Origin of the sequence: Verrucomicrobium sp. BvORR034 (assembly GCF_000739635.1) — a bacterium.
GTDB lineage: Bacteria > Verrucomicrobiota > Verrucomicrobiia > Verrucomicrobiales > Verrucomicrobiaceae > Verrucomicrobium.
The window spans coordinates 70,845-87,129 of the sequence record NZ_BATQ01000049.1; the positions used below are offsets into that span (position 1 = coordinate 70,845).

The window sequence follows — 16,285 nt, forward strand, 5'->3', positions numbered from 1 at the left end:
GGGCTGAGCGAAGGCTTTGGGTGGCGAGTGGCCTGACCGCGTTTTTACAAACGCAGCCACGACTGAATGGGGCCGTGCGGAGGAAGCTTGTAGCTGCACGTGCGGAAGGTCGGGGCGGCCTTGTGGGGCGAGCGGAAGCGCTGGGTGGCGAGTGGCCTGACCACGTTCTTACGAAGCGCAGCTACGAGTGTTCCTGTGGCGGTGCGCCTAGGAGGTCTGTTGGCGCTACCGGCTCATGAGCCGAAATCAAGGCGTGGCGCTGGCGACCTTTTTCTGAGGTGTTGTGCGCTTGGACTTCAGCACCACCGGGGTGGCGGGAGTGCCGCTGGCGGCAGAATAGATGACGGTGGCTCCGCTCTGGAGGCGGCGGGAAGCAAAGTTGCCTGAGCTTGATTCACTGCCAGGGACGGGGGCCTCGTCTTCGGAAGCGAGGGCAGGGGAGGCGGAGCCGTGGCTGGGAGCCGCGGCGACTGCTGGAGCGTGAGTATGGGCGGCCTGCGTTGGGATGGGCGTAGGAGCGACCACGGTGTCTTCTTCTGGGCTCAAGCGGCGCAGCATGTTGCCAAAATTGAAGAGGGATCGCTTGGCGGGAGCGGCAGTGTTGGCAGCCAGTTCTGGAGCGGGGCTGGTGGGTGCAACCGCTGGGCTACCAGAAACCGGAACTGCGGGCGCGGTGGCTGGTGTAGTCTGTTTCGATTGTGCCAGCATGGCCTCGGTACCCTCAGGCTTGCCGAGAGGTCCCTGCATGTTGGGATTCGGGCTCAGGAAAATTGGAGGGGCGTTCTCTGGAGTGGCGGGCAGAGGAGAAGGCATCGCAGCCGGGACATGGCCTGGGAGCTTGCCTTCCACCACGAGGACATTGGAACCGATGCTGGTGCGGTCAAAGACGTCCACCACATCTCTGGATTTCATGCGAATGCAACCGTAGCTGACTGGCTTGCCGATGTTGCGCTCCTCCGCCGTGCCATGGATGTAGATGCAGCGTCCGTAGGCGTTCTTGTTCTGCGATTCCATCCCGCGCAGCCACATGATGCGGGTGACGATGGGATCACGGCCTGGGGCGTCAGGCTTGAGCACTTCCCCAGTGAGCTGGCGGCTCTTGAAAACGGATCCGGGCTTCACACCCTGGCCGATCTTGGCCACAATCTCATGCCGACCGAGCGGGGTGCCATAGGCCCCGGGCTTGTCATTCAAACCAAACTTGGAAGTGGAAACCGGGTATTCCTTGAGACGCTGTCCACTGCTGGAGTAGAGCGCGAGCTTCTGTTCCTTCACGCTCACGACCACATTGGCGTTCCGGTCCACCTTGCTGGTCGTGCATTGACTCAGCAGAGTGGCTGTTCCTACGACCCAGAGTGAACGGGTCAGGTTGGAAGACAGGCGACGGAAGTTCATGCGCGAGAGCCGGTGATTCACAACTGGAGGACGGTAAACTAGTTAAGCGATGTTAATGGAATTGCAAGCCGGATGTCTGGTTTCCGACCCGCTCCACCGGAAGAGGTGGCGCGGATAAGTGGTCCGGGAGCAAAAGTTGCTCAATTTTTCCATCAATTTCGCACAACCGCTCCCGTGATTAAATACGATAGCGAAATTTGTGCCAACTTCAAGCCACAGCAGGATCTTGGGAAGGTTCCTCAGGGGGAGCCGGGGGGAACAGGGTGGGGAAACTCCACCATTTGCTCATGGAGCCGATCACGACGTAGAGGAACCCGAACTGGAACATGGCCAAGAAGGGGACCGACATCCACTGGCCTTTGATCAGGGCCATGATGACCAGGAAAGAGAAGTACCCGGCAAGGGCAAACTCGATCCAGAAGGTGACGGAGCGGGCGGCCTTGTACTTGCTGCGCTTGCGCACCGGAGCGGTCTGCTGACCGTACTTGGGCGTGCGAACGAATTCGGACTGCTGGTTGAAGAGCGCCTCCAGGACGGCCTTGCCGTTGTTGATGGACATTCCGATGCCCAGTGCCAGCAGGAGAGGCAAATAGGGGAGGGCCTTGAGCCAGCCCCAGGGGCGCTGGGCACCTTGGGCAGTGAGGTAGAAAAGGATGACCGAAAGGCTGGCGAAGAAAAAGACGGGGAGGTCCAGGAAGACCGCTTTCTGCCAGGAGTTCTGGAAGACGAAGTTGGCGGGGTACATCAGGATGACCACCCCAAACATGAGCAGGTAGGCAAAGTTGGCTGCCAGGTGGGCCGTCGCTTCGAGTTTGACAGAGAGGGGTTCCTCACTGCGCCAGACGGTACCGAGGATCTTCTTGCACACCTGAATGCTTCCCTTTGTCCAACGGTGCTGCTGGCTCTTGAAGCCATCCATGTCTGGCGGGAGTTCGGCCGGGACGAGGATGTCCTTGAGATAGACAAAGCGCCAGCCCTTCATCTGGGCGCGATAGCTGAGGTCCATGTCCTCGGTGAGCGTGTCGTGCTCCCAGCCGCCAGCGTCGAGAATCGTGGATTTGCGCCAGATGCCTGCCGTTCCGTTGAAGTTGAGGAAGAATCCGCCGCGGCTGCGGGCCGTCTGCTCAAGCACCAAGTGGCCGTCGAGCATCATGGCCTGAAGGCGGGTCAACAGGCTGTCGCGCTTGTTGATGTGCCCCCAGCGTGCCTGCACCATCCCTACTTTCTTGTCGCTGAAGTGGTGGATCATCTTCTGCAACAGGTCAGAGGGCGGAAGAAAGTCGGCGTCGAAAATCAGGAGAAACTCGCCCTTCGCGGTGGGCATGGCCTCTTCCAACGCACCAGCCTTGAAGCCCGTCCGGTTGTCGCGGTGGCGGTATTCGACATCGAAGCCGCGTGCGCGGAGCCGGGAGGCGCCGTCTTCACAGACTTGGGTAGTGTCGTCGGTGGAGTCATCCAGGATCTGGATTTGCAGTAGATCTTGCGGGTAGTCGATTTGGCTGACGGCATCCAGCAGCTGATCCACCACGTGCATCTCATTGAACAGCGGGAGCTGGATGGTGACGAGGGGAAGAGTCTCAAAGGTGCTGGTGACCTGGGGCTCAGCCTTGCGGTGACGCCAGTACAGCCAGAGGATGCGCAAACGATGGGCTCCGAAAATACTCAATCCCAGGAACACGGCCACATAGCACACGAGCCAGAGGGTCACATTCCAATCGGTCATATAGAGATTTAGTCGTTGAGGCAGAGCACGAAAAACGGAAACGGAAGGATGTTAAGGGCTGGGGCGTCGTCAAGTGGCATTTCCGACGCAACAATAGCCCACTTGGAGGTGACTCCTTCTCCCTCCAGCAGGAACTGTGCGCACAATAGCCGACTTCTCGATTTTGGCCAAGACTTCGACAACACTTCGAGGCGATTCATGTCGAACCCCGCTATGCTTCCCACTGGCCGTCCGCCATCCCCTTCCTGCCATGCAGAAAAATTGGCAATCCTGAAAAGTCCGCCTAGGATGCGCGGCATGAGAACATGGTTTGAAGGCAACGTCAGTCAGCGCCTCGTAGGCGGTCTGCTGATGGCGTCCGTGGCGCTTGGTGGAATGGCACAGGCCCAGGAGAAGGAAAAGGCGAAGACGGGCAAGGGCAAGGAGGAGGCAGCTGGCAAACCAGCCAAAACCAAGGCCGTGGTTCCTGAGGATCTGGTCGGCAATGAGCACATCCGCGAGGAGTTTGGCGTCAACGAATTCACCACGCCTTCGATCCGGAAGATTTTTGACCAGCTGGACGCCTTGGGCACGCTGCCCTATGACCAGCTCAAACGCCCGATCAGTGACAAAGCCCCTTCGGATCGCGTGCTCATCGCTCTCGGGCTGGGGGTGCTGATTGGGGACGGCTTTCTGGTCGTGCAGTGCGAAAAGATCGAGGAGATGGACAATGTGGGCCGGGCCCTGCTGAAGTACGCCAAAGCGCTGGGTGCTGGCATGCGGATCAACAAGCACAGCCAGAGCCTGCTGGAGAACAGCATCAAGGGCGACTGGGACACGCTGCGCAAGGAGCTGGCGTCCACCCAAGCGGATGTGGAGGCGGAGATGGTACTTCTTCGTGATGCCGACGTGGCTCATCTGATCTCCCTCGGTGGATGGCTCAGGGCCTTTGAGATCAGCACGCAGGCGGTGGCCTCCAATTACAGCGAAGAAAAAAGCCGCAACTTGGGCCGGGCTGACATCGTGGAATATTTCCTGGCCAGCCTGGAGTCTCTGCACCCCACCGTGCAGGAACAGCCCTACATCAAAGACCTGCACGACGGCCTGGCGGCGATGCTGCCGCTGCTGGATGTGCCGGAAGGAAAGGCCTTCACGCTCCCCGAGGTGAAGGATCTGCAAGAGAAAGCCAAGCTGCTTTCCCTCGTGGTGCAGGAGCAGTTGCCCAAAAAGTAGGGGCTAGACCATGGGAGTTGAGATCGAGCGAAAGTTCCTGGTTTGCTCCACCCTCTGGCGGTCGGGCCCCCCTGGGATAGCCTACAGGCAGGGGTACTTGTGTCGCGACAAAGAGCGCACGGTGAGAATCCGCCTGGCGGGCTCTCAAGCTTACCTGACCATCAAAGGTGCCCGCTCCGGACTCTCCCGGGCTGAGTTTGAGTACGCCGTGCCTCCAGCAGATGCGGAACTGATGCTGCAGATGTGTCTTCCTCCCCTCATTGAGAAGACCCGGTATCTCCGGGCTCATGGAGGGTTTGTGTGGGAGATCGATGAATTTCACGGGGACAATGCCGGGCTGGTGGTGGCAGAGATTGAGCTGCCTTCTGAGGACACGCCTTTCGACAAGCCATCCTGGGCGGGGACGGAAGTTTCCCATGACCCACGGTACTTCAACTCGCGTCTGGCGGAGCATCCGTACTCTGAGTGGGGCGGGACTCGTCTGAGAGACATGGAGTTCGATGTGCGGTCGAATCCCGAATTGCTGCCGTGAGTGAGCTGACACGGCAGGAGGAGCGGATTGTACGCAATGCCCAACGGGCTGGCTTGCGGATGGGCCGACGGGAGGGGCATGTTCCGACCCGGGAGGAAATGCTGAAGCTGAAGGTGCAGGTGGCTCCGGCTTGGGCAAGGTGGTGCTCGGCGGTGCTGGCCTTGGCCTCGGCCGGTGGGAGCTGGTACACCTTCTCCTCGGAGCTGTACGGATGGGGCTTCCTGCTAGCGGCGCTCGCCCTGCTCTTCTTCTGCTTTGCCATCTTTGGCATCCGTCGGACGCTCTCAAAGATTCTGGATGGACTGGACGCCACTCACAGTGCCGACTTGTTCGGCATCATTGTAGAAGGCGTGTTCTCTGCGGTGGGGGCCCTTTTCGATTGATGAGCCGGAGGCCCGGAGGCGGGATATGATCCGCCTCCAGGGAAGGCTGGCTTAGGCTGCCTTGTTGGGAATTTCCGGGTGCTTGGCCCCGTGTCCCTTTTTGCGGGAGGCGCGGATGTTGAGTAGCTCCACCATGATCGAGAAGGCCATGGCGAAGTAGATGTAGTTCTTGAGGTGCAGGTCATGCGCCTTGGCAGGGGCGAGGCCTTCGATCATGAGCATCACGCCGATGAGGATGAGGAAACTCAGCGCCAGCATCTTGATGGTGGGATGGCGGTTGATGAAGTTGCTCACGGCTCCGGCGAAGATCATCATGAAGCCCACGGCTATCATTACGGCGATGACCATGACCATGATGGACTTGGCCATCCCGACGGCTGTGATCACGGAGTCGAGGGAGAACACGATGTCCAGCATCGCTATCTGGAAAAGGATCATGCCGAAAGCAGCACCCTTTGCCGCCTTCTTCTCCACGTCTCCCTCGGGGTCACCCTCGATCTTGGCGTGAATCTCGTGCGTGCTCTTGAAGAGGAGGAACAACCCGCCGCCAATGAGGATGAGGTCCTTGCCCGAAATACCATGGCCGAAGACGCTGAACAGCTGGTCCTTCAGTGACATGACCCAGGTGATGGAGAACAGCAGGAGAATGCGGGTGACCATCGCCAGGGCGAGACCAATGAAACGGGCGCGGGGCTGTTGCGCGGCAGGCAGCTTGTCCACCAGGATGCTGATGAAGACAATGTTATCAATGCCGAGCACAATCTCCAGCACGGTAAGCGTCAGGAGGGCGATCCATGCTTCGGGTTGCGAGACCCAGGAGAAGTCGAAGAGGGGGAGGGCAGCCAGGAGTTCCATGCGCGCGAGAGTAGGGAAGATGATGGAGACTGCAAACGACAAACTCAAAACTTACCCGGAGAAATCTTTGGATTGCCGAAACTGGGGGCAGATGTTGTGCCGGGGGGAGGTGAAGTTTCTCTGGAATCTCGAAATGGGATGCGGAAAGGTCTGGGCATGCCCGCCCACACCTCCCACCCGCAGCATGCCCGGCTTCGTGGGCTGGTGGAGAGGGTGACTTATCACACGGAGGAGTCGGGTTACTGCGTGCTCAAGGTTCGTCCGGACCGGGGCAACGAGGTGGTGGCGGTGCTGGGGAAAACGCCCCGGGTGGTGGCTGGCGAGCGGATCGAGGCCACGGGGGAGTGGGTGCAGAGTGCGGATTACGGCCGGCAGTTCAAGGCCACCAGCATCCGCCTTTCCCGGCCCGACTCTTCGGATGGTCTGGTGCGCTATCTGGGCAGCGGGCTGATCGATGGGATCGGGCCCAAGTATGCGCAAAGGGTGGTGGAGAAGTTTGGCAGTGAAGTCTTCGACATCATCGAGAACTTCTCCGCCCGGCTGGAGGAGGTGGAGGGCATCGGCAAAAAGCGCCGGCAGGAGATTCGCGATTCGTGGATGAAGCAGAAGTCCATCCACGACATCATGGTGTTCCTGCATGAGCGGGGCATCAGCACGGCCCGGGCATTGCGCATCCACAAGACCTATGGCGAGGAGGCGGTGGAGGTCTTGCGACAGAATCCCTACCGACTCGCCATGGACATTCACGGGGTGGGATTCAAGACGGCGGATGAGATTGCAGGGCAGATGGGGATTGCTCCGGAGGCACCGCAGAGGCTGCGGGCGGGACTGATGTTTGCGCTGGAAAAGGCGTCTGAGGCGGGGCACACCTGTCTGCCAGAAGCGGTGCTGAAGCAGCAGGCTGGCGAGATCCTGGGCGTGGATCCTGCGCTGGTGGAAAACGTCCTGAGCGAGATGCTCCGGGAACCGGCCCTCGTTTCCGAGCAGGCGGAGGACGGCCTGCGCATCTTCCTCTCACCCCTGTACCGCGCCGAGCAATCCATTGCGAAACGGATGCTGGAACTGGCGTCCCGTCCGGCACGGTTCCCGGAAATAGAAATGGAAAAGGCCCTGGAGTGGGCGCAGGAAAAGACGGGACGGCAGCTTGCGCCCAGTCAGCGCCAGGCGGTGGAGCGGGCGCTCCGGGAGCGGGTGCTGATCCTGACCGGCGGACCGGGGGTGGGAAAGACGACCATTGTCAACACGGTGCTGACCGTTCTAGGAGCCAAAAAGGTGCAGATGGTGCTGGCGGCGCCGACGGGCCGGGCGGCCCAGCGTCTGGCAGAGAGCACGCGTCGCGAGGCGCGGACGGTGCATCGATTGCTGGAGTTCCAAGGGGAGGGAGTCTGGGGGCGCAACGCTCTAAAGCCGCTGGATGGTGACTATTTTGTCGTGGATGAATGCTCGATGATGGACGCGCCGCTCATGGCGCAGTACCTGGCGGCCCTGCCCAAGGAGGCGCATCTGCTGCTGGTGGGGGATGCTGACCAGCTCCCCTCGGTGGGGCCGGGCGCGGTGCTGCATGGTCTGCTCGTCAGTGGAGCTATCCCCAGCGTGCGGCTCACGGAGATCTTCCGGCAGGCAGCGGAGAGTCGCATCATCACCGCGGCCCATGCCATCAACCAGGGGCAGTTGCCGGACCTGAAGCCGGCGGCGGATGGGGACTTCTTTTTTCTCGAACGGGGGGAAGGGCAGGAGATTCAGGATACGATTGTCTCTCTGGTCCGTGACCGTTTGCCCGCCCGCTATGGATTCGATCCCGTGCGGGACATCCAGGTGCTGTGCCCCATGAACCGGAATCTGCTAGGCACGAGGTCCATGAATCTGGTGTTGCAGAAAGCCCTGAATCCCGGCAGCGAGATGGGGTTTGAGGTCGAGCGATTTGGCCAGGTCTATCGGGCGGGGGACAAGGTGATTCAGATCCGGAACAACTATGACAAAGAGGTGTTCAACGGTGATATCGGCCGCATTGCCAGCATCGAAAGTGAGCCGGTGAAAATCACGGTGCTATTCGACGGAGGGCGACAAGTAGCCTACGAGCCCGGCGAATTGGACGAGTTGCAGCTTGCCTATGCGATCACGATCCACAAGAGCCAGGGCAGCGAGTTTCCCTGTGTGGTCATCCCTTTCGCCATGGCGCATTTTGTCATGCTGGAGCGCAGCCTCATCTACACGGCGGTGACGCGGGGCAAGCAGCTCGTGGTCGTGGTGGGAGAGTCCAAGGCCCTGGGTATGGCCGCCCGGCAGGCCGGGGCACGGGAGAGGTGGACGGGACTGGGGGCAAGGCTGAAGGCTTGACCAGCGTCACGAAGTTTCCCTTGCGAAATCGCGTCGTAAAACGTAGTTTTACGGCATGGTCAAGACGATTACCAAAATCGGAAATTCACAGGGCCTCATTTTCGATGCTGCCCTGATGGACATGGCTCATTTTCAAGTTGGGGACAAGGTGAACGTGGAAGTGCATGAAGGCGGGACGGTTACGCTTACGCCGCTGCGCAAATCCATCCGTACCGAAGATGCTGCAGCAGCTGCAAAGCGGATCATTTCACGGAACTCTGAAGTGTTCAGGCGGCTGTCATGATCGCTTGGACCTTTCTGACCGTTGAATCGGTAAAAGCCATTCATCAGGAAGTTCTGGCTGCTCATGGCGGATCTCCCGGACTTCGAGATGAAGCCTTGCTGGAATCCGCTGTGGCGGCACCCCAGGCGTCCATGATGGGGCAACCCATGTTCACGGATGCGATGGAAATCGCTGCAGCTTATTTATACTACCTGTGTTGCAATCATGCCTTCATTGATGGCAACAAGCGGGTGGCGCTCGCCTCCTGTTTGGTTTTCCTCGAACAAAACGGATTGCTTCCAGACGACGCAATCACCAGCCATGCTATTGATGCATGGGAATCCATGGTGCTTGATGTGGCGTCTGGAGGCTTGAGCCGCGAAGACACCACGAAACGTCTTCAAGAATTGTTGGTACAGGAATAGTCGCTCAGCGCTGGCTACGCCCCGATGGCGAACCAGCTCAATTCGACGGCATAGACCCGGGTGTCTTCCCAGGTGTGCAGGTTCACGGAAAAACCTGAAGGGGTGATGTCGCTGACTTTCAGGCTGAGCCGGCCGCTGTAGGCGTGGTCCATGTCAAATCCGGTGAGGCTTGCGTGCACCACCGGTGGATTCGCAAAGGATTCGGCGAAAGGTATCTCAACGGTGAAGACACGAGCGGTTCCCGGATCGGGCGCCGCTGCGAGGTTCCAGCCTTCGCTCAGAACTCCCAGGCCAAGGGTTGCAGAGAAAGTTTTCCAAGGCTGGACAAGTGTTTCCATGAAGCGTGATCGATAGAATGAGTGGTGAGTCGGGCTGGCGGGAGAGCTCAGCCCGAGCACTGAACAAGCAAGATGCGGACCTGTACGTCAGAAGAATACAGATAGTTTGAACCCGCGGCGACAGGTTCTGCCCGGCTCTGTGACCTGCGTCACGAGGGGCTGGCGCTACTTCTGGAGCGGCTTGCCCGCTTCTTCCCACCCCATGATGCCTTCGTTGAGATGGTAGATGGATTGGAAACCGAGTTTTTCAAAGATCTTCATCGAGGCCTTGCTGCGGCCGCCAGCCTGGCAGTGGACCAAATAGGATTTGGACTTGTCCAGGGTGCTGAGCTGTTTTTCAAAATCAGCGTTCTTGATATCGATGTTCTTCGCCCCGGCGATGTGACCTTCGTCAAATTCATCTTTGGTCCGCACGTCGATGACTGTGACTTTTCCTTCACGGATGAGCTTTTCTGCCTCTGCGGGATCGACGTCCAATGGTTGTGACGGCACAGACTTGGGATCGGCGCCCCGGCTCGGGAGACCCAAGGCGAGTGTGCAGACCAGTATGGCGAGAGCGGTGCGACGGTGCATGCAGACATCCTACGACAGGATGTGCCCCGTGCAATTGCCAGGAAAGTTCAAGATCGGCTCAGGCGACAGCCTCGGGCTTGAGCGAGGTCTCGATGCAATGGAGGAGATTGTCGAACTTGATGGGCTTGGCCACCATGTAGTGTCCGTTGCGATAGACCACGCCGGCTTCACCTGTCTCGCTGTTGGAGATGAGCGCTGTGATCATGATGACCGGTACGTGAGAGAGGTATGGGTCCTGATGCAGGAGGGAGCTGACGTCGCCGCCATCCATCCCCGGCATGATGTAGTCCAGCAGGATCAGCTCGGGTGAAAATGCTCTGGCCGTCGCGAGAGCCCGGGCAGGGTGGTTTTCAATCCAGACTTCAAATAGGCCGGTGTCTTCGAGGTTCAGTTTCAACGACTGGGCCAGTGGCATGTCATCGTCAACGATCAGAATGCGCTTGGTGTTCATAACGGGAAAAGGTGCTGGGTCTTGGATGGGCTGATGGATGTCGGGTAATGAAAAAGCTAAACGTATTAGACTGGCTAAATGAGTGGAGCGTTCGAGCTAGCGATTGAAGTCCCCTGGAAGTTTGGCCTTGCTCAACCAAAACTCTGCGAGGGCTTTGATGGCGGAGAAAAACTCGTCCAGATCGGCAGATTTGGTGAGGTAGCAGTTCCCTTGGAGACGATAGACTTCGTTGATGTCATCCGGCGCGTGGGAGTTGGAAACGACGATTACGGGAATGAAGGAAAGCAGAGGGTCGGACTTGATCTCTTGCAGTACTTCCCGGCCGTGTTTGCGGGGAAGATTTAAATCCAGAAGGATCAGGTTTGGGGTGGGCATTTCGGAAAAGCCGCATTCCCTACGAAGGAATTGCGTGGCCATTTCGCCGTCGGATACAATCTGGAGATCATATTTGAATCCGGTTTCCTGCAACGCTTCTTGTGTCAGCCGGGCTTCAGCCGGATTGTCTTCAACCAGTAGTACCAACATGGCGAACGAGCAGGTTGCAGTACAAAAATAATCTGATGAAAGTATTGGCTATGTAATGCAAAACTTCAATTCAATTAGGTGGTTATTTTTTCCATATAAATTAAATACATCGAATTCGTGGTGTGGATCATGCTAAGCTGTTCATCCTGGATGCACTGAGAACCCTGTCCAAACTGGTTCTGAAAACATTCCTTGCCAGACGGGGAAGGGATCGTTTTAAATGATGACGTGTGGGAAAATCTGGCGATTTGAGCGTTCCGAACTGAGGGGCGGCAAATAACGAGGGCCGACCACCGCGTATTGAGGATGGACGCAATCCCGCATGAGTCTCACCTCCCAGCTTGTGGTGTTTTCTCTCGACGGATCCCGTTATGGATTGCCTTTGGAAAATGTGGAGAGAGTGGTGAGAGCCGTGGAAGTCACCCCCATTCCCGAGCTCCCTGAAGTGGTTGTTGGTGCAGTGGATGTGGCAGGTGCAATGAGGCCAGTGATCAGTTTGCGCCAAAAATTCCGCAAGGATAGCGCCAGCGTCAGGAGCGTGCGGGTGTCGGATCATTTTGTTCTGGCGCACTCCAGCCACCGTGCACTGGTGTTGCTGGTGGATGATGTGGAGGAAGTGACCGACGTGGCTGTGGAGATGATTTTGAAGGCAGATGAGATGATCGATGGCAAAGGGGCGGTGCAAGGGTTTGTGAAACTGGAGAGTGGTTTGATCGTCATCTGCGATCTGGAAAGGTGCCTGACCCCGGATCAAGAACTGGCATTGGACAGGACTGCCGCTGGAGGGAGAGGGGCCTATGACGCGTAGTCTGGCAAAGAACGTGGACTGGGCGCGACTTAGCGCACTGGTGGCAGACCGGCTGGGGCTTTCATACCCTGAGACGCGGTGGCCCGATCTTGAACGTGGACTGGGGCGTGCTGCATCGGAATTGGGGCTGGATCATGCGGGAGTTCTTGCTGAGCGGGTGCTCTCGGAGCCCACCGCAAAGAAGGAGCTGCAACTGCTGGCGAATCATCTCACCATCGGTGAGACCTATTTCTTCCGTGATGCCCGAACGTTTCAATACCTGGCGGAAAAGGTGTTGCCTGCGATCATTCGGGAGCGGCGGGGCAGTGAGCAGCGTCTGAGGCTGTGGAGCGCGGGTTGTTGTACGGGAGAGGAGGCGTATTCCCTGGCTATTTTGATCACACAGTTGCTGCCTGACTTGAAGAAATGGCAGGTCACCGTCCTGGCCACCGACGTGAATGCCAAGTTCCTAAAGCACGCGATCAGCGGTGTGTATGGAGAGTGGTCCTTTCGTGAAGTGGCCGCGGCAGTGAAACAGAAATATTTCACTCCGGTGGGACCGGGCCGCTATCAGATCCTTCCTGAATTGCAGGACCTGGTGAGCTTTGCCCATCTTAATCTGGTGGAAGACATCTATCCCTCCATCGCCACAGATACCAACGCGATGGACGTGGTGTTGTGTCGGAATGTCCTGATGTACTTTACTCCGTTGCAAATCAGCAAAGTGATTGAGCGGGTCAGGCATTGTCTCGTGGTGGGAGGCACTCTATGCGTGAGTCCAACGGAGGCATCGGCGGTGAATTTTCCAGGTTGGATACATCGTTCCCATGGGGGGCTGTCCTTCTATGAGAAGCCGAGTGAGGAGGATCATCACGAAGCATCGCGGGAGAGCGCCACGACGGAACTCTGGCACGGGCATGCGTATGAGGCGATGCAACCTGAATCCCCACGGCCCGTCAGCCCTCCCGTGCTGACGTCGTCCAAGGGACACTCTACCCCGTCTCATGAGGAGCCCGCGCCGCTCAGCTTCGAGGCAGCGCTTGCCCACTTCCAGGCGGGACGATATGTCAGCGCGACGGATATGCTGCTGGCACTGGCAGAGCCAGCGAAGAAACAGGCGGAGATCTTTGGGCTGCTGGCGAGGTCGCTGGGGAATCAGGGCCGGCTGACGGAAGCCCTGGAGTGGTGTGACCTTTGGATTGCCTCGGACAAGATGAACCGGGCCAGTCACTATCTGCGTGCCATGGTGCTCATGGAGAGTGGGGATCATGTTCAGGCGCGGGTCTCCTTTCGCAAGGCTCTGTATCTGGATCCAGACTTCGTTCTTGCCCACTTTGCCATGGGGCATCTGGCTCTAGGAGCCCACCGACATCGGGACGCCACGCGGCATTTTATCCAGGCAACGCGTTTGTTGCGTGAACTGCCCCATGATCAGTTGCTGCCGGAGTCGGACGGCCTTACGGCCGGTCGGCTCATGGAGACGATTGCCTCACTGGTGCCTGAAGAATCGCTTCACTCATGAATGCTGCCATCCATCAAGACGATGACCTTCAGGCTGCTGAGGCTGACCGGGTGACGCTCCGGGCCAGGGCGCAGGAGTTGGCCCGGGTGCCGGAATCACCGGTGGCACCGGACACCTTGCTGCATGTGCTGGAATTTGCCCTGGCATCCGAGCGCTATGCGGTGGAGGCGAAATTTGTACGTGAGGTATATCCCCTCAAGGATCTGTCTCCCCTGCCTTGCGCCCCCTCGTTTGTCGCTGGCGTGGTGAACGTGCGGGGGCGGATCCTCCCGGTGCTGGATCTGCGCCGATTTTTCGATCTGCCGGGCCGCGGCATCACAGACCTGCATCGTGTGATCCTGGTGCAGGGCAATGATCTGGAGTTTGGGCTTCTTGCCGATGTGGTCACCGGCATGGTGACACTACCGGTGGGTAAGCTTCAGACGACCCTGCCTGCGATGCCCGGCATTCAGGCCCAGTTCCTCAAAGGCGTGACTGCAGACTGTCTCATCGTCATTGATCTGGCCCGGGTCATGGCGGATCCCGGCATCGTGATCCATGAGGAAATGTAAGTTGCCAGGTTTTCATCCACTCACTGCATATGACTGAGGACGACATCCGGGTGCTCGTGGTGGACGATTCCGCCGTGGCCACCCTGGTGCTGGTTCACATCCTGCAGACGGATCCGAGAATCAAAGTGGTGGGGACGGTGAAGGATGGAAAGGCCGCAGTGGAGTTTGTCCGTATGCATCGTCCCGATCTAGTTCTCATGGACTTTCACATGCCGAGGATGGACGGAAGCGAGGCGACAAAGTCCATCATGCAGACGCAGCCTGTCCCGGTGGTCATTTGCTCCGGTGTGTCTGACCCACGAGAGATGCTGACCACGTTCCGCGTTTTGGAATCCGGGGCGGTTGCCTGTGTCGCGAAACCTGTGGGGACGGGCACGGCTGACGACGGCCGGAAGATCGCCAACTTGCTCCAGACCGTGAAGCTGATGTCAGAGGTGAAAGTGGTGCGCCATTGGCCGGCCCCCACGATGGGGTTGGCACCTGTGCTGCCGGTGAATTCCATCCTTGCGGAGGCGGGCAAGCATCGGTTCAAGGCTGTCGGCATAGGGGCCTCCACAGGAGGACCAGCGGTTATCAAGGCGATCGTCTCTGCCTTGCCGCAAAACTATCCCATCCCCGTGCTGGTGGTACAGCATATCACGCCTGGATTCGCCGCAGGGATGGCCGAGTGGCTGGGCAAGGAGAGCCGGATGCGGGTGCAACTGGCGGTGGATGGGCAACTGGCTCAACCGGGAAACGTGTATGTGGCGCCCGACAGCAGGCATCTGGCCCTGACAGGCGGGGGGCTTCTGAGTGTGAATGAACGTCCCCCTGAGAACGGTCTGCGGCCCTCAGTATCTCACCTGTTCCGGTCACTGGCAGAGGTGTGCGGCAGCGACGCCATCGGCGTGTTGCTCACCGGTATGGGGAAGGATGGCGCGGCTGAACTGCGCCAGATGCGGGAACTGGGAGCGGTGACCCTAGTGCAGGACAAGGAGACGTGCGTGGTGAACGGGATGCCCGGCGAGGCCATGACGCTGGGGGCGGCCATGTACGTACTGTCCCCCGAGGGAATCGCCGCGGCGCTCGTGGCGCTGGCAAACCAGACAGGCAAGAGGGAGGTAACAACATGAACCCCGGCAGTGAAATGAAACCGGAACAAGTGGAAATCCTGGTGGCGGAGGACAGTCCGACGCAGGCCTGCAGGCTGGAGCACATCCTCAAGCAACAGGGCTACTCCGTCACGACCAAGTCCAACGGCAGGCTGGCCCTGGAGTCGGCCCGGTCCCGGCCACCCACACTGGTGATCAGCGATGTCATCATGCCGGAGATGGATGGCTATGAATTCTGCCGCAGGCTGAAGGAGACTCCGGAGTTGAAACAGGTGCCGGTGATCCTGGTGACGGCACTGTCTGACCTGGAGGATGTCATCATGGGATTGAAGTGTCATGCCGACAACTTCATCCTGAAGCCCTATGACGAGGCTTACCTGCTGGGGCGGGTGAGGGAGGTGCTGGCGGCCGGGCCGGCCGAGCCCGCGGATCTGGACAGCCCTGGAGTGGATTTCGTGGTGGCGGGGAGCAGGCATAAAATTTCCGCGAACCGGACGCAGATTCTGAATCTCCTGCTTTCCACCTATGATGCGGCGATCCACCGGAACCGGGAGTTGACGAGGGCCCAGGAGGATCTGCAACGGCTGAATGCCCGCCTGGAGGCGGCGAACAAAGAACTGGAAACCTTCTCGTACTCCGTCTCCCACGATCTGCGGGCGCCGCTGCGGCATGTGCGCGGCTTTGTAGGGTTGCTGGCGAAGCGTTGCAGCGAAGGGCTGGATGCTCAAGGGAAGGAGTATCTGGAACTGATTCAGCAGGCGACAGACAAGATGGGGCGCCTGATCGATGATCTGCTTTCCTTCTCCCGGACGGCGCACGCGGAGTTAAATCTGGAGGAGGTGGATGTAGGGAAGTTGGTAACGGAAGTGCGGAGGGAAATGGAGGCAGAAACCGCCGGGCGGTACATTGAGTGGCATCAGGGGCTCCTGCCGGTGTTGAGGGCGGATCCGGGGCTGTTGCGGCAGGTGTTTGTGAATCTGATTTCCAACGCCATAAAGTACACCCGCCTCAAGGAGCGTGCGGTCATTGAGATTGGCACGGCAGACGGGGGCGGCGGCGATGATGTGATCTATATCCGAGACAATGGTTCAGGGTTTGACGCGAGCCAGACGCACCGGCTCTTTGGTGTGTTCCAGCGTCTTCACCGGGATGATGAGTTTGAGGGAACGGGCATTGGCCTGGCGACGGTGCAGCGGATCATCAATCGCCACGGCGGAAGGATCTGGGCAGATGGGGCCTTGAATCGGGGCGCCACGTTTCATTTCACCTTGGGGGCGCAGCCGGGGCGGTGAGCCGGGGGAGAGCGATGCGTTCTGGCACCCT

The 16,285-nt window shown here is 59.0% G+C and carries 18 protein-coding genes; 11 read left to right on the plus strand and 7 right to left on the minus strand.

Going from position 1 to position 16,285, the window contains the following annotated elements; all coding sequences use genetic code 11:
- Positions 1 to 246: 246 nt before the first annotated feature.
- Both BV034_RS09005 and BV034_RS09010 read right to left on the minus strand, forming a co-directional pair.
- Complete coding sequence (locus tag BV034_RS09005; protein ID WP_050026206.1) at positions 247 to 1,395, minus strand: L,D-transpeptidase family protein; 1,149 nt, start codon at positions 1,393 to 1,395, stop codon at positions 247 to 249.
- 208 nt (positions 1,396 to 1,603) lie between these two features.
- Positions 1,604 to 3,118 carry a cellulose synthase family protein gene (locus BV034_RS09010; RefSeq protein WP_050026208.1) on the minus strand — a complete coding sequence of 505 codons (1,515 nt, stop codon included), beginning with the start codon at positions 3,116 to 3,118 and terminating at the stop codon, positions 1,604 to 1,606.
- Between the two features lie 297 nt (positions 3,119 to 3,415).
- Between BV034_RS09010 and BV034_RS09020 the strand changes: the two genes are divergently transcribed.
- Genes BV034_RS09020 through BV034_RS09030 form a run of 3 tightly spaced genes read left to right on the plus strand, consistent with a single transcriptional unit; the run spans position 3,416 to position 5,245 of the window.
- Positions 3,416 to 4,330, plus strand: coding sequence for a hypothetical protein (locus tag BV034_RS09020; protein WP_265592800.1), 915 nt, complete (start codon positions 3,416 to 3,418; stop codon positions 4,328 to 4,330).
- A 10-nt stretch (positions 4,331 to 4,340) separates the two neighbouring features.
- Positions 4,341 to 4,862 carry a CYTH domain-containing protein gene (locus BV034_RS09025; RefSeq protein WP_050026212.1) on the plus strand — a complete coding sequence of 174 codons (522 nt, stop codon included), beginning with the start codon at positions 4,341 to 4,343 and terminating at the stop codon, positions 4,860 to 4,862.
- Positions 4,859 to 5,245 carry a hypothetical protein gene (locus BV034_RS09030; protein WP_050026214.1) on the plus strand — a complete coding sequence of 129 codons (387 nt, stop codon included), beginning with the start codon at positions 4,859 to 4,861 and terminating at the stop codon, positions 5,243 to 5,245. The genes BV034_RS09025 and BV034_RS09030 overlap by 4 nt, the downstream gene beginning before the upstream one ends.
- A gap of 51 nt (positions 5,246 to 5,296) precedes the next feature.
- Here the strand turns inward: BV034_RS09030 and BV034_RS09035 are convergent, their stop codons facing one another.
- Positions 5,297 to 6,100: a TerC family protein gene (locus BV034_RS09035; protein WP_050026216.1), complete on the minus strand. Its 804-nt coding sequence runs from the start codon at positions 6,098 to 6,100 to the stop codon at positions 5,297 to 5,299.
- Positions 6,101 to 6,256: 156 nt separating this feature from the next.
- Between BV034_RS09035 and BV034_RS09040 the strand changes: the two genes are divergently transcribed.
- From BV034_RS09040 to BV034_RS09050, 3 genes are read left to right on the plus strand one after another with little or no spacing between them, the layout of a single operon-like run.
- On the plus strand, positions 6,257 to 8,437 hold the full coding sequence (locus tag BV034_RS09040) for an ATP-dependent RecD-like DNA helicase (protein WP_050026393.1): 2,181 nt from the start codon (positions 6,257 to 6,259) through the stop codon (positions 8,435 to 8,437).
- Between the two features lie 55 nt (positions 8,438 to 8,492).
- Positions 8,493 to 8,720 (plus strand): hypothetical protein, encoded by a 228-nt coding sequence (locus BV034_RS09045; RefSeq protein ID WP_050026217.1) that lies wholly within the window; start codon positions 8,493 to 8,495, stop codon positions 8,718 to 8,720.
- A complete protein-coding gene (locus BV034_RS09050; protein WP_050026219.1) occupies positions 8,717 to 9,124 on the plus strand; it encodes a type II toxin-antitoxin system death-on-curing family toxin in 408 nt (135 codons plus the stop codon). Before BV034_RS09045 ends, BV034_RS09050 begins: the two co-directional genes overlap by 4 nt.
- A 14-nt stretch (positions 9,125 to 9,138) precedes the next feature.
- Here BV034_RS09050 and BV034_RS09055 read toward each other — a convergent pair whose 3' ends face one another.
- The 4 genes from BV034_RS09055 to BV034_RS09070 form a co-directional block, all read right to left on the minus strand.
- On the minus strand, positions 9,139 to 9,462 hold the full coding sequence (locus BV034_RS09055; protein ID WP_050026220.1) for an H-type lectin domain-containing protein: 324 nt from the start codon (positions 9,460 to 9,462) through the stop codon (positions 9,139 to 9,141).
- A 165-nt stretch (positions 9,463 to 9,627) separates the two neighbouring features.
- Positions 9,628 to 10,035, minus strand: a complete 408-nt coding sequence (locus BV034_RS09060) for a rhodanese-like domain-containing protein (protein ID WP_050026222.1) — start codon at positions 10,033 to 10,035, stop codon at positions 9,628 to 9,630.
- Positions 10,036 to 10,093: 58 nt separating this feature from the next.
- Positions 10,094 to 10,486, minus strand: a complete 393-nt coding sequence (locus BV034_RS09065; RefSeq protein WP_050026224.1) for a response regulator — start codon at positions 10,484 to 10,486, stop codon at positions 10,094 to 10,096.
- Positions 10,487 to 10,582: 96 nt separating this feature from the next.
- Positions 10,583 to 11,011, minus strand: coding sequence for a response regulator (locus BV034_RS09070; protein ID WP_050026225.1), 429 nt, complete (start codon positions 11,009 to 11,011; stop codon positions 10,583 to 10,585).
- A gap of 322 nt (positions 11,012 to 11,333) precedes the next feature.
- Here BV034_RS09070 and BV034_RS09075 point away from each other — a divergent pair, with 322 nt between their 5' ends.
- The 5 genes from BV034_RS09075 to BV034_RS09095 are packed head-to-tail and all read left to right on the plus strand — an operon-like array spanning position 11,334 to position 16,254.
- On the plus strand, positions 11,334 to 11,819 hold the full coding sequence (locus tag BV034_RS09075) for a chemotaxis protein CheW (protein WP_050026228.1): 486 nt from the start codon (positions 11,334 to 11,336) through the stop codon (positions 11,817 to 11,819).
- Positions 11,809 to 13,320, plus strand: a complete 1,512-nt coding sequence (locus BV034_RS09080) for a CheR family methyltransferase (protein WP_050026229.1) — start codon at positions 11,809 to 11,811, stop codon at positions 13,318 to 13,320. The genes BV034_RS09075 and BV034_RS09080 overlap by 11 nt, the downstream gene beginning before the upstream one ends.
- A complete protein-coding gene (locus BV034_RS09085) occupies positions 13,317 to 13,871 on the plus strand; it encodes a chemotaxis protein CheW (RefSeq protein WP_050026231.1) in 555 nt (184 codons plus the stop codon). The genes BV034_RS09080 and BV034_RS09085 overlap by 4 nt, the downstream gene beginning before the upstream one ends.
- Positions 13,872 to 13,900: 29 nt before the next feature.
- Positions 13,901 to 14,983 (plus strand): chemotaxis-specific protein-glutamate methyltransferase CheB, encoded by a 1,083-nt coding sequence (gene cheB, locus BV034_RS09090; protein WP_050026233.1) that lies wholly within the window; start codon positions 13,901 to 13,903, stop codon positions 14,981 to 14,983.
- Positions 14,984 to 14,997: 14 nt separating this feature from the next.
- On the plus strand, positions 14,998 to 16,254 hold the full coding sequence (locus tag BV034_RS09095) for a response regulator (RefSeq protein WP_063768722.1): 1,257 nt from the start codon (positions 14,998 to 15,000) through the stop codon (positions 16,252 to 16,254).
- Positions 16,255 to 16,285: the final 31 nt, after the last annotated feature.

Coding starts and splice junctions, on each gene's coding strand:
- BV034_RS09070 (WP_050026225.1), bottom strand. CDS start 11,011: ATGTTGGTACTACTGGTTGAAGACAATCCGGCTGAAGCCCGGCTGACA.
- BV034_RS09060 (WP_050026222.1), bottom strand. CDS start 10,035: ATGCACCGTCGCACCGCTCTCGCCATACTGGTCTGCACACTCGCCTTG.
- BV034_RS09025 (WP_050026212.1), top strand. CDS start 4,341: ATGGGAGTTGAGATCGAGCGAAAGTTCCTGGTTTGCTCCACCCTCTGG.
- BV034_RS09065 (WP_050026224.1), bottom strand. CDS start 10,486: ATGAACACCAAGCGCATTCTGATCGTTGACGATGACATGCCACTGGCC.
- BV034_RS09010 (WP_050026208.1), bottom strand. CDS start 3,118: ATGACCGATTGGAATGTGACCCTCTGGCTCGTGTGCTATGTGGCCGTG.
- BV034_RS09035 (WP_050026216.1), bottom strand. CDS start 6,100: ATGGAACTCCTGGCTGCCCTCCCCCTCTTCGACTTCTCCTGGGTCTCG.
- BV034_RS09040 (WP_050026393.1), top strand. CDS start 6,257: ATGCCCGCCCACACCTCCCACCCGCAGCATGCCCGGCTTCGTGGGCTG.
- BV034_RS09075 (WP_050026228.1), top strand. CDS start 11,334: ATGAGTCTCACCTCCCAGCTTGTGGTGTTTTCTCTCGACGGATCCCGT.
- BV034_RS09085 (WP_050026231.1), top strand. CDS start 13,317: ATGAATGCTGCCATCCATCAAGACGATGACCTTCAGGCTGCTGAGGCT.
- BV034_RS09080 (WP_050026229.1), top strand. CDS start 11,809: ATGACGCGTAGTCTGGCAAAGAACGTGGACTGGGCGCGACTTAGCGCA.
- BV034_RS09020 (WP_265592800.1), top strand. CDS start 3,416: ATGAGAACATGGTTTGAAGGCAACGTCAGTCAGCGCCTCGTAGGCGGT.
- cheB (WP_050026233.1), top strand. CDS start 13,901: ATGACTGAGGACGACATCCGGGTGCTCGTGGTGGACGATTCCGCCGTG.
- BV034_RS09095 (WP_063768722.1), top strand. CDS start 14,998: ATGAAACCGGAACAAGTGGAAATCCTGGTGGCGGAGGACAGTCCGACG.
- BV034_RS09050 (WP_050026219.1), top strand. CDS start 8,717: ATGATCGCTTGGACCTTTCTGACCGTTGAATCGGTAAAAGCCATTCAT.
- BV034_RS09055 (WP_050026220.1), bottom strand. CDS start 9,462: ATGGAAACACTTGTCCAGCCTTGGAAAACTTTCTCTGCAACCCTTGGC.
- BV034_RS09045 (WP_050026217.1), top strand. CDS start 8,493: ATGGTCAAGACGATTACCAAAATCGGAAATTCACAGGGCCTCATTTTC.
- BV034_RS09005 (WP_050026206.1), bottom strand. CDS start 1,395: ATGAACTTCCGTCGCCTGTCTTCCAACCTGACCCGTTCACTCTGGGTC.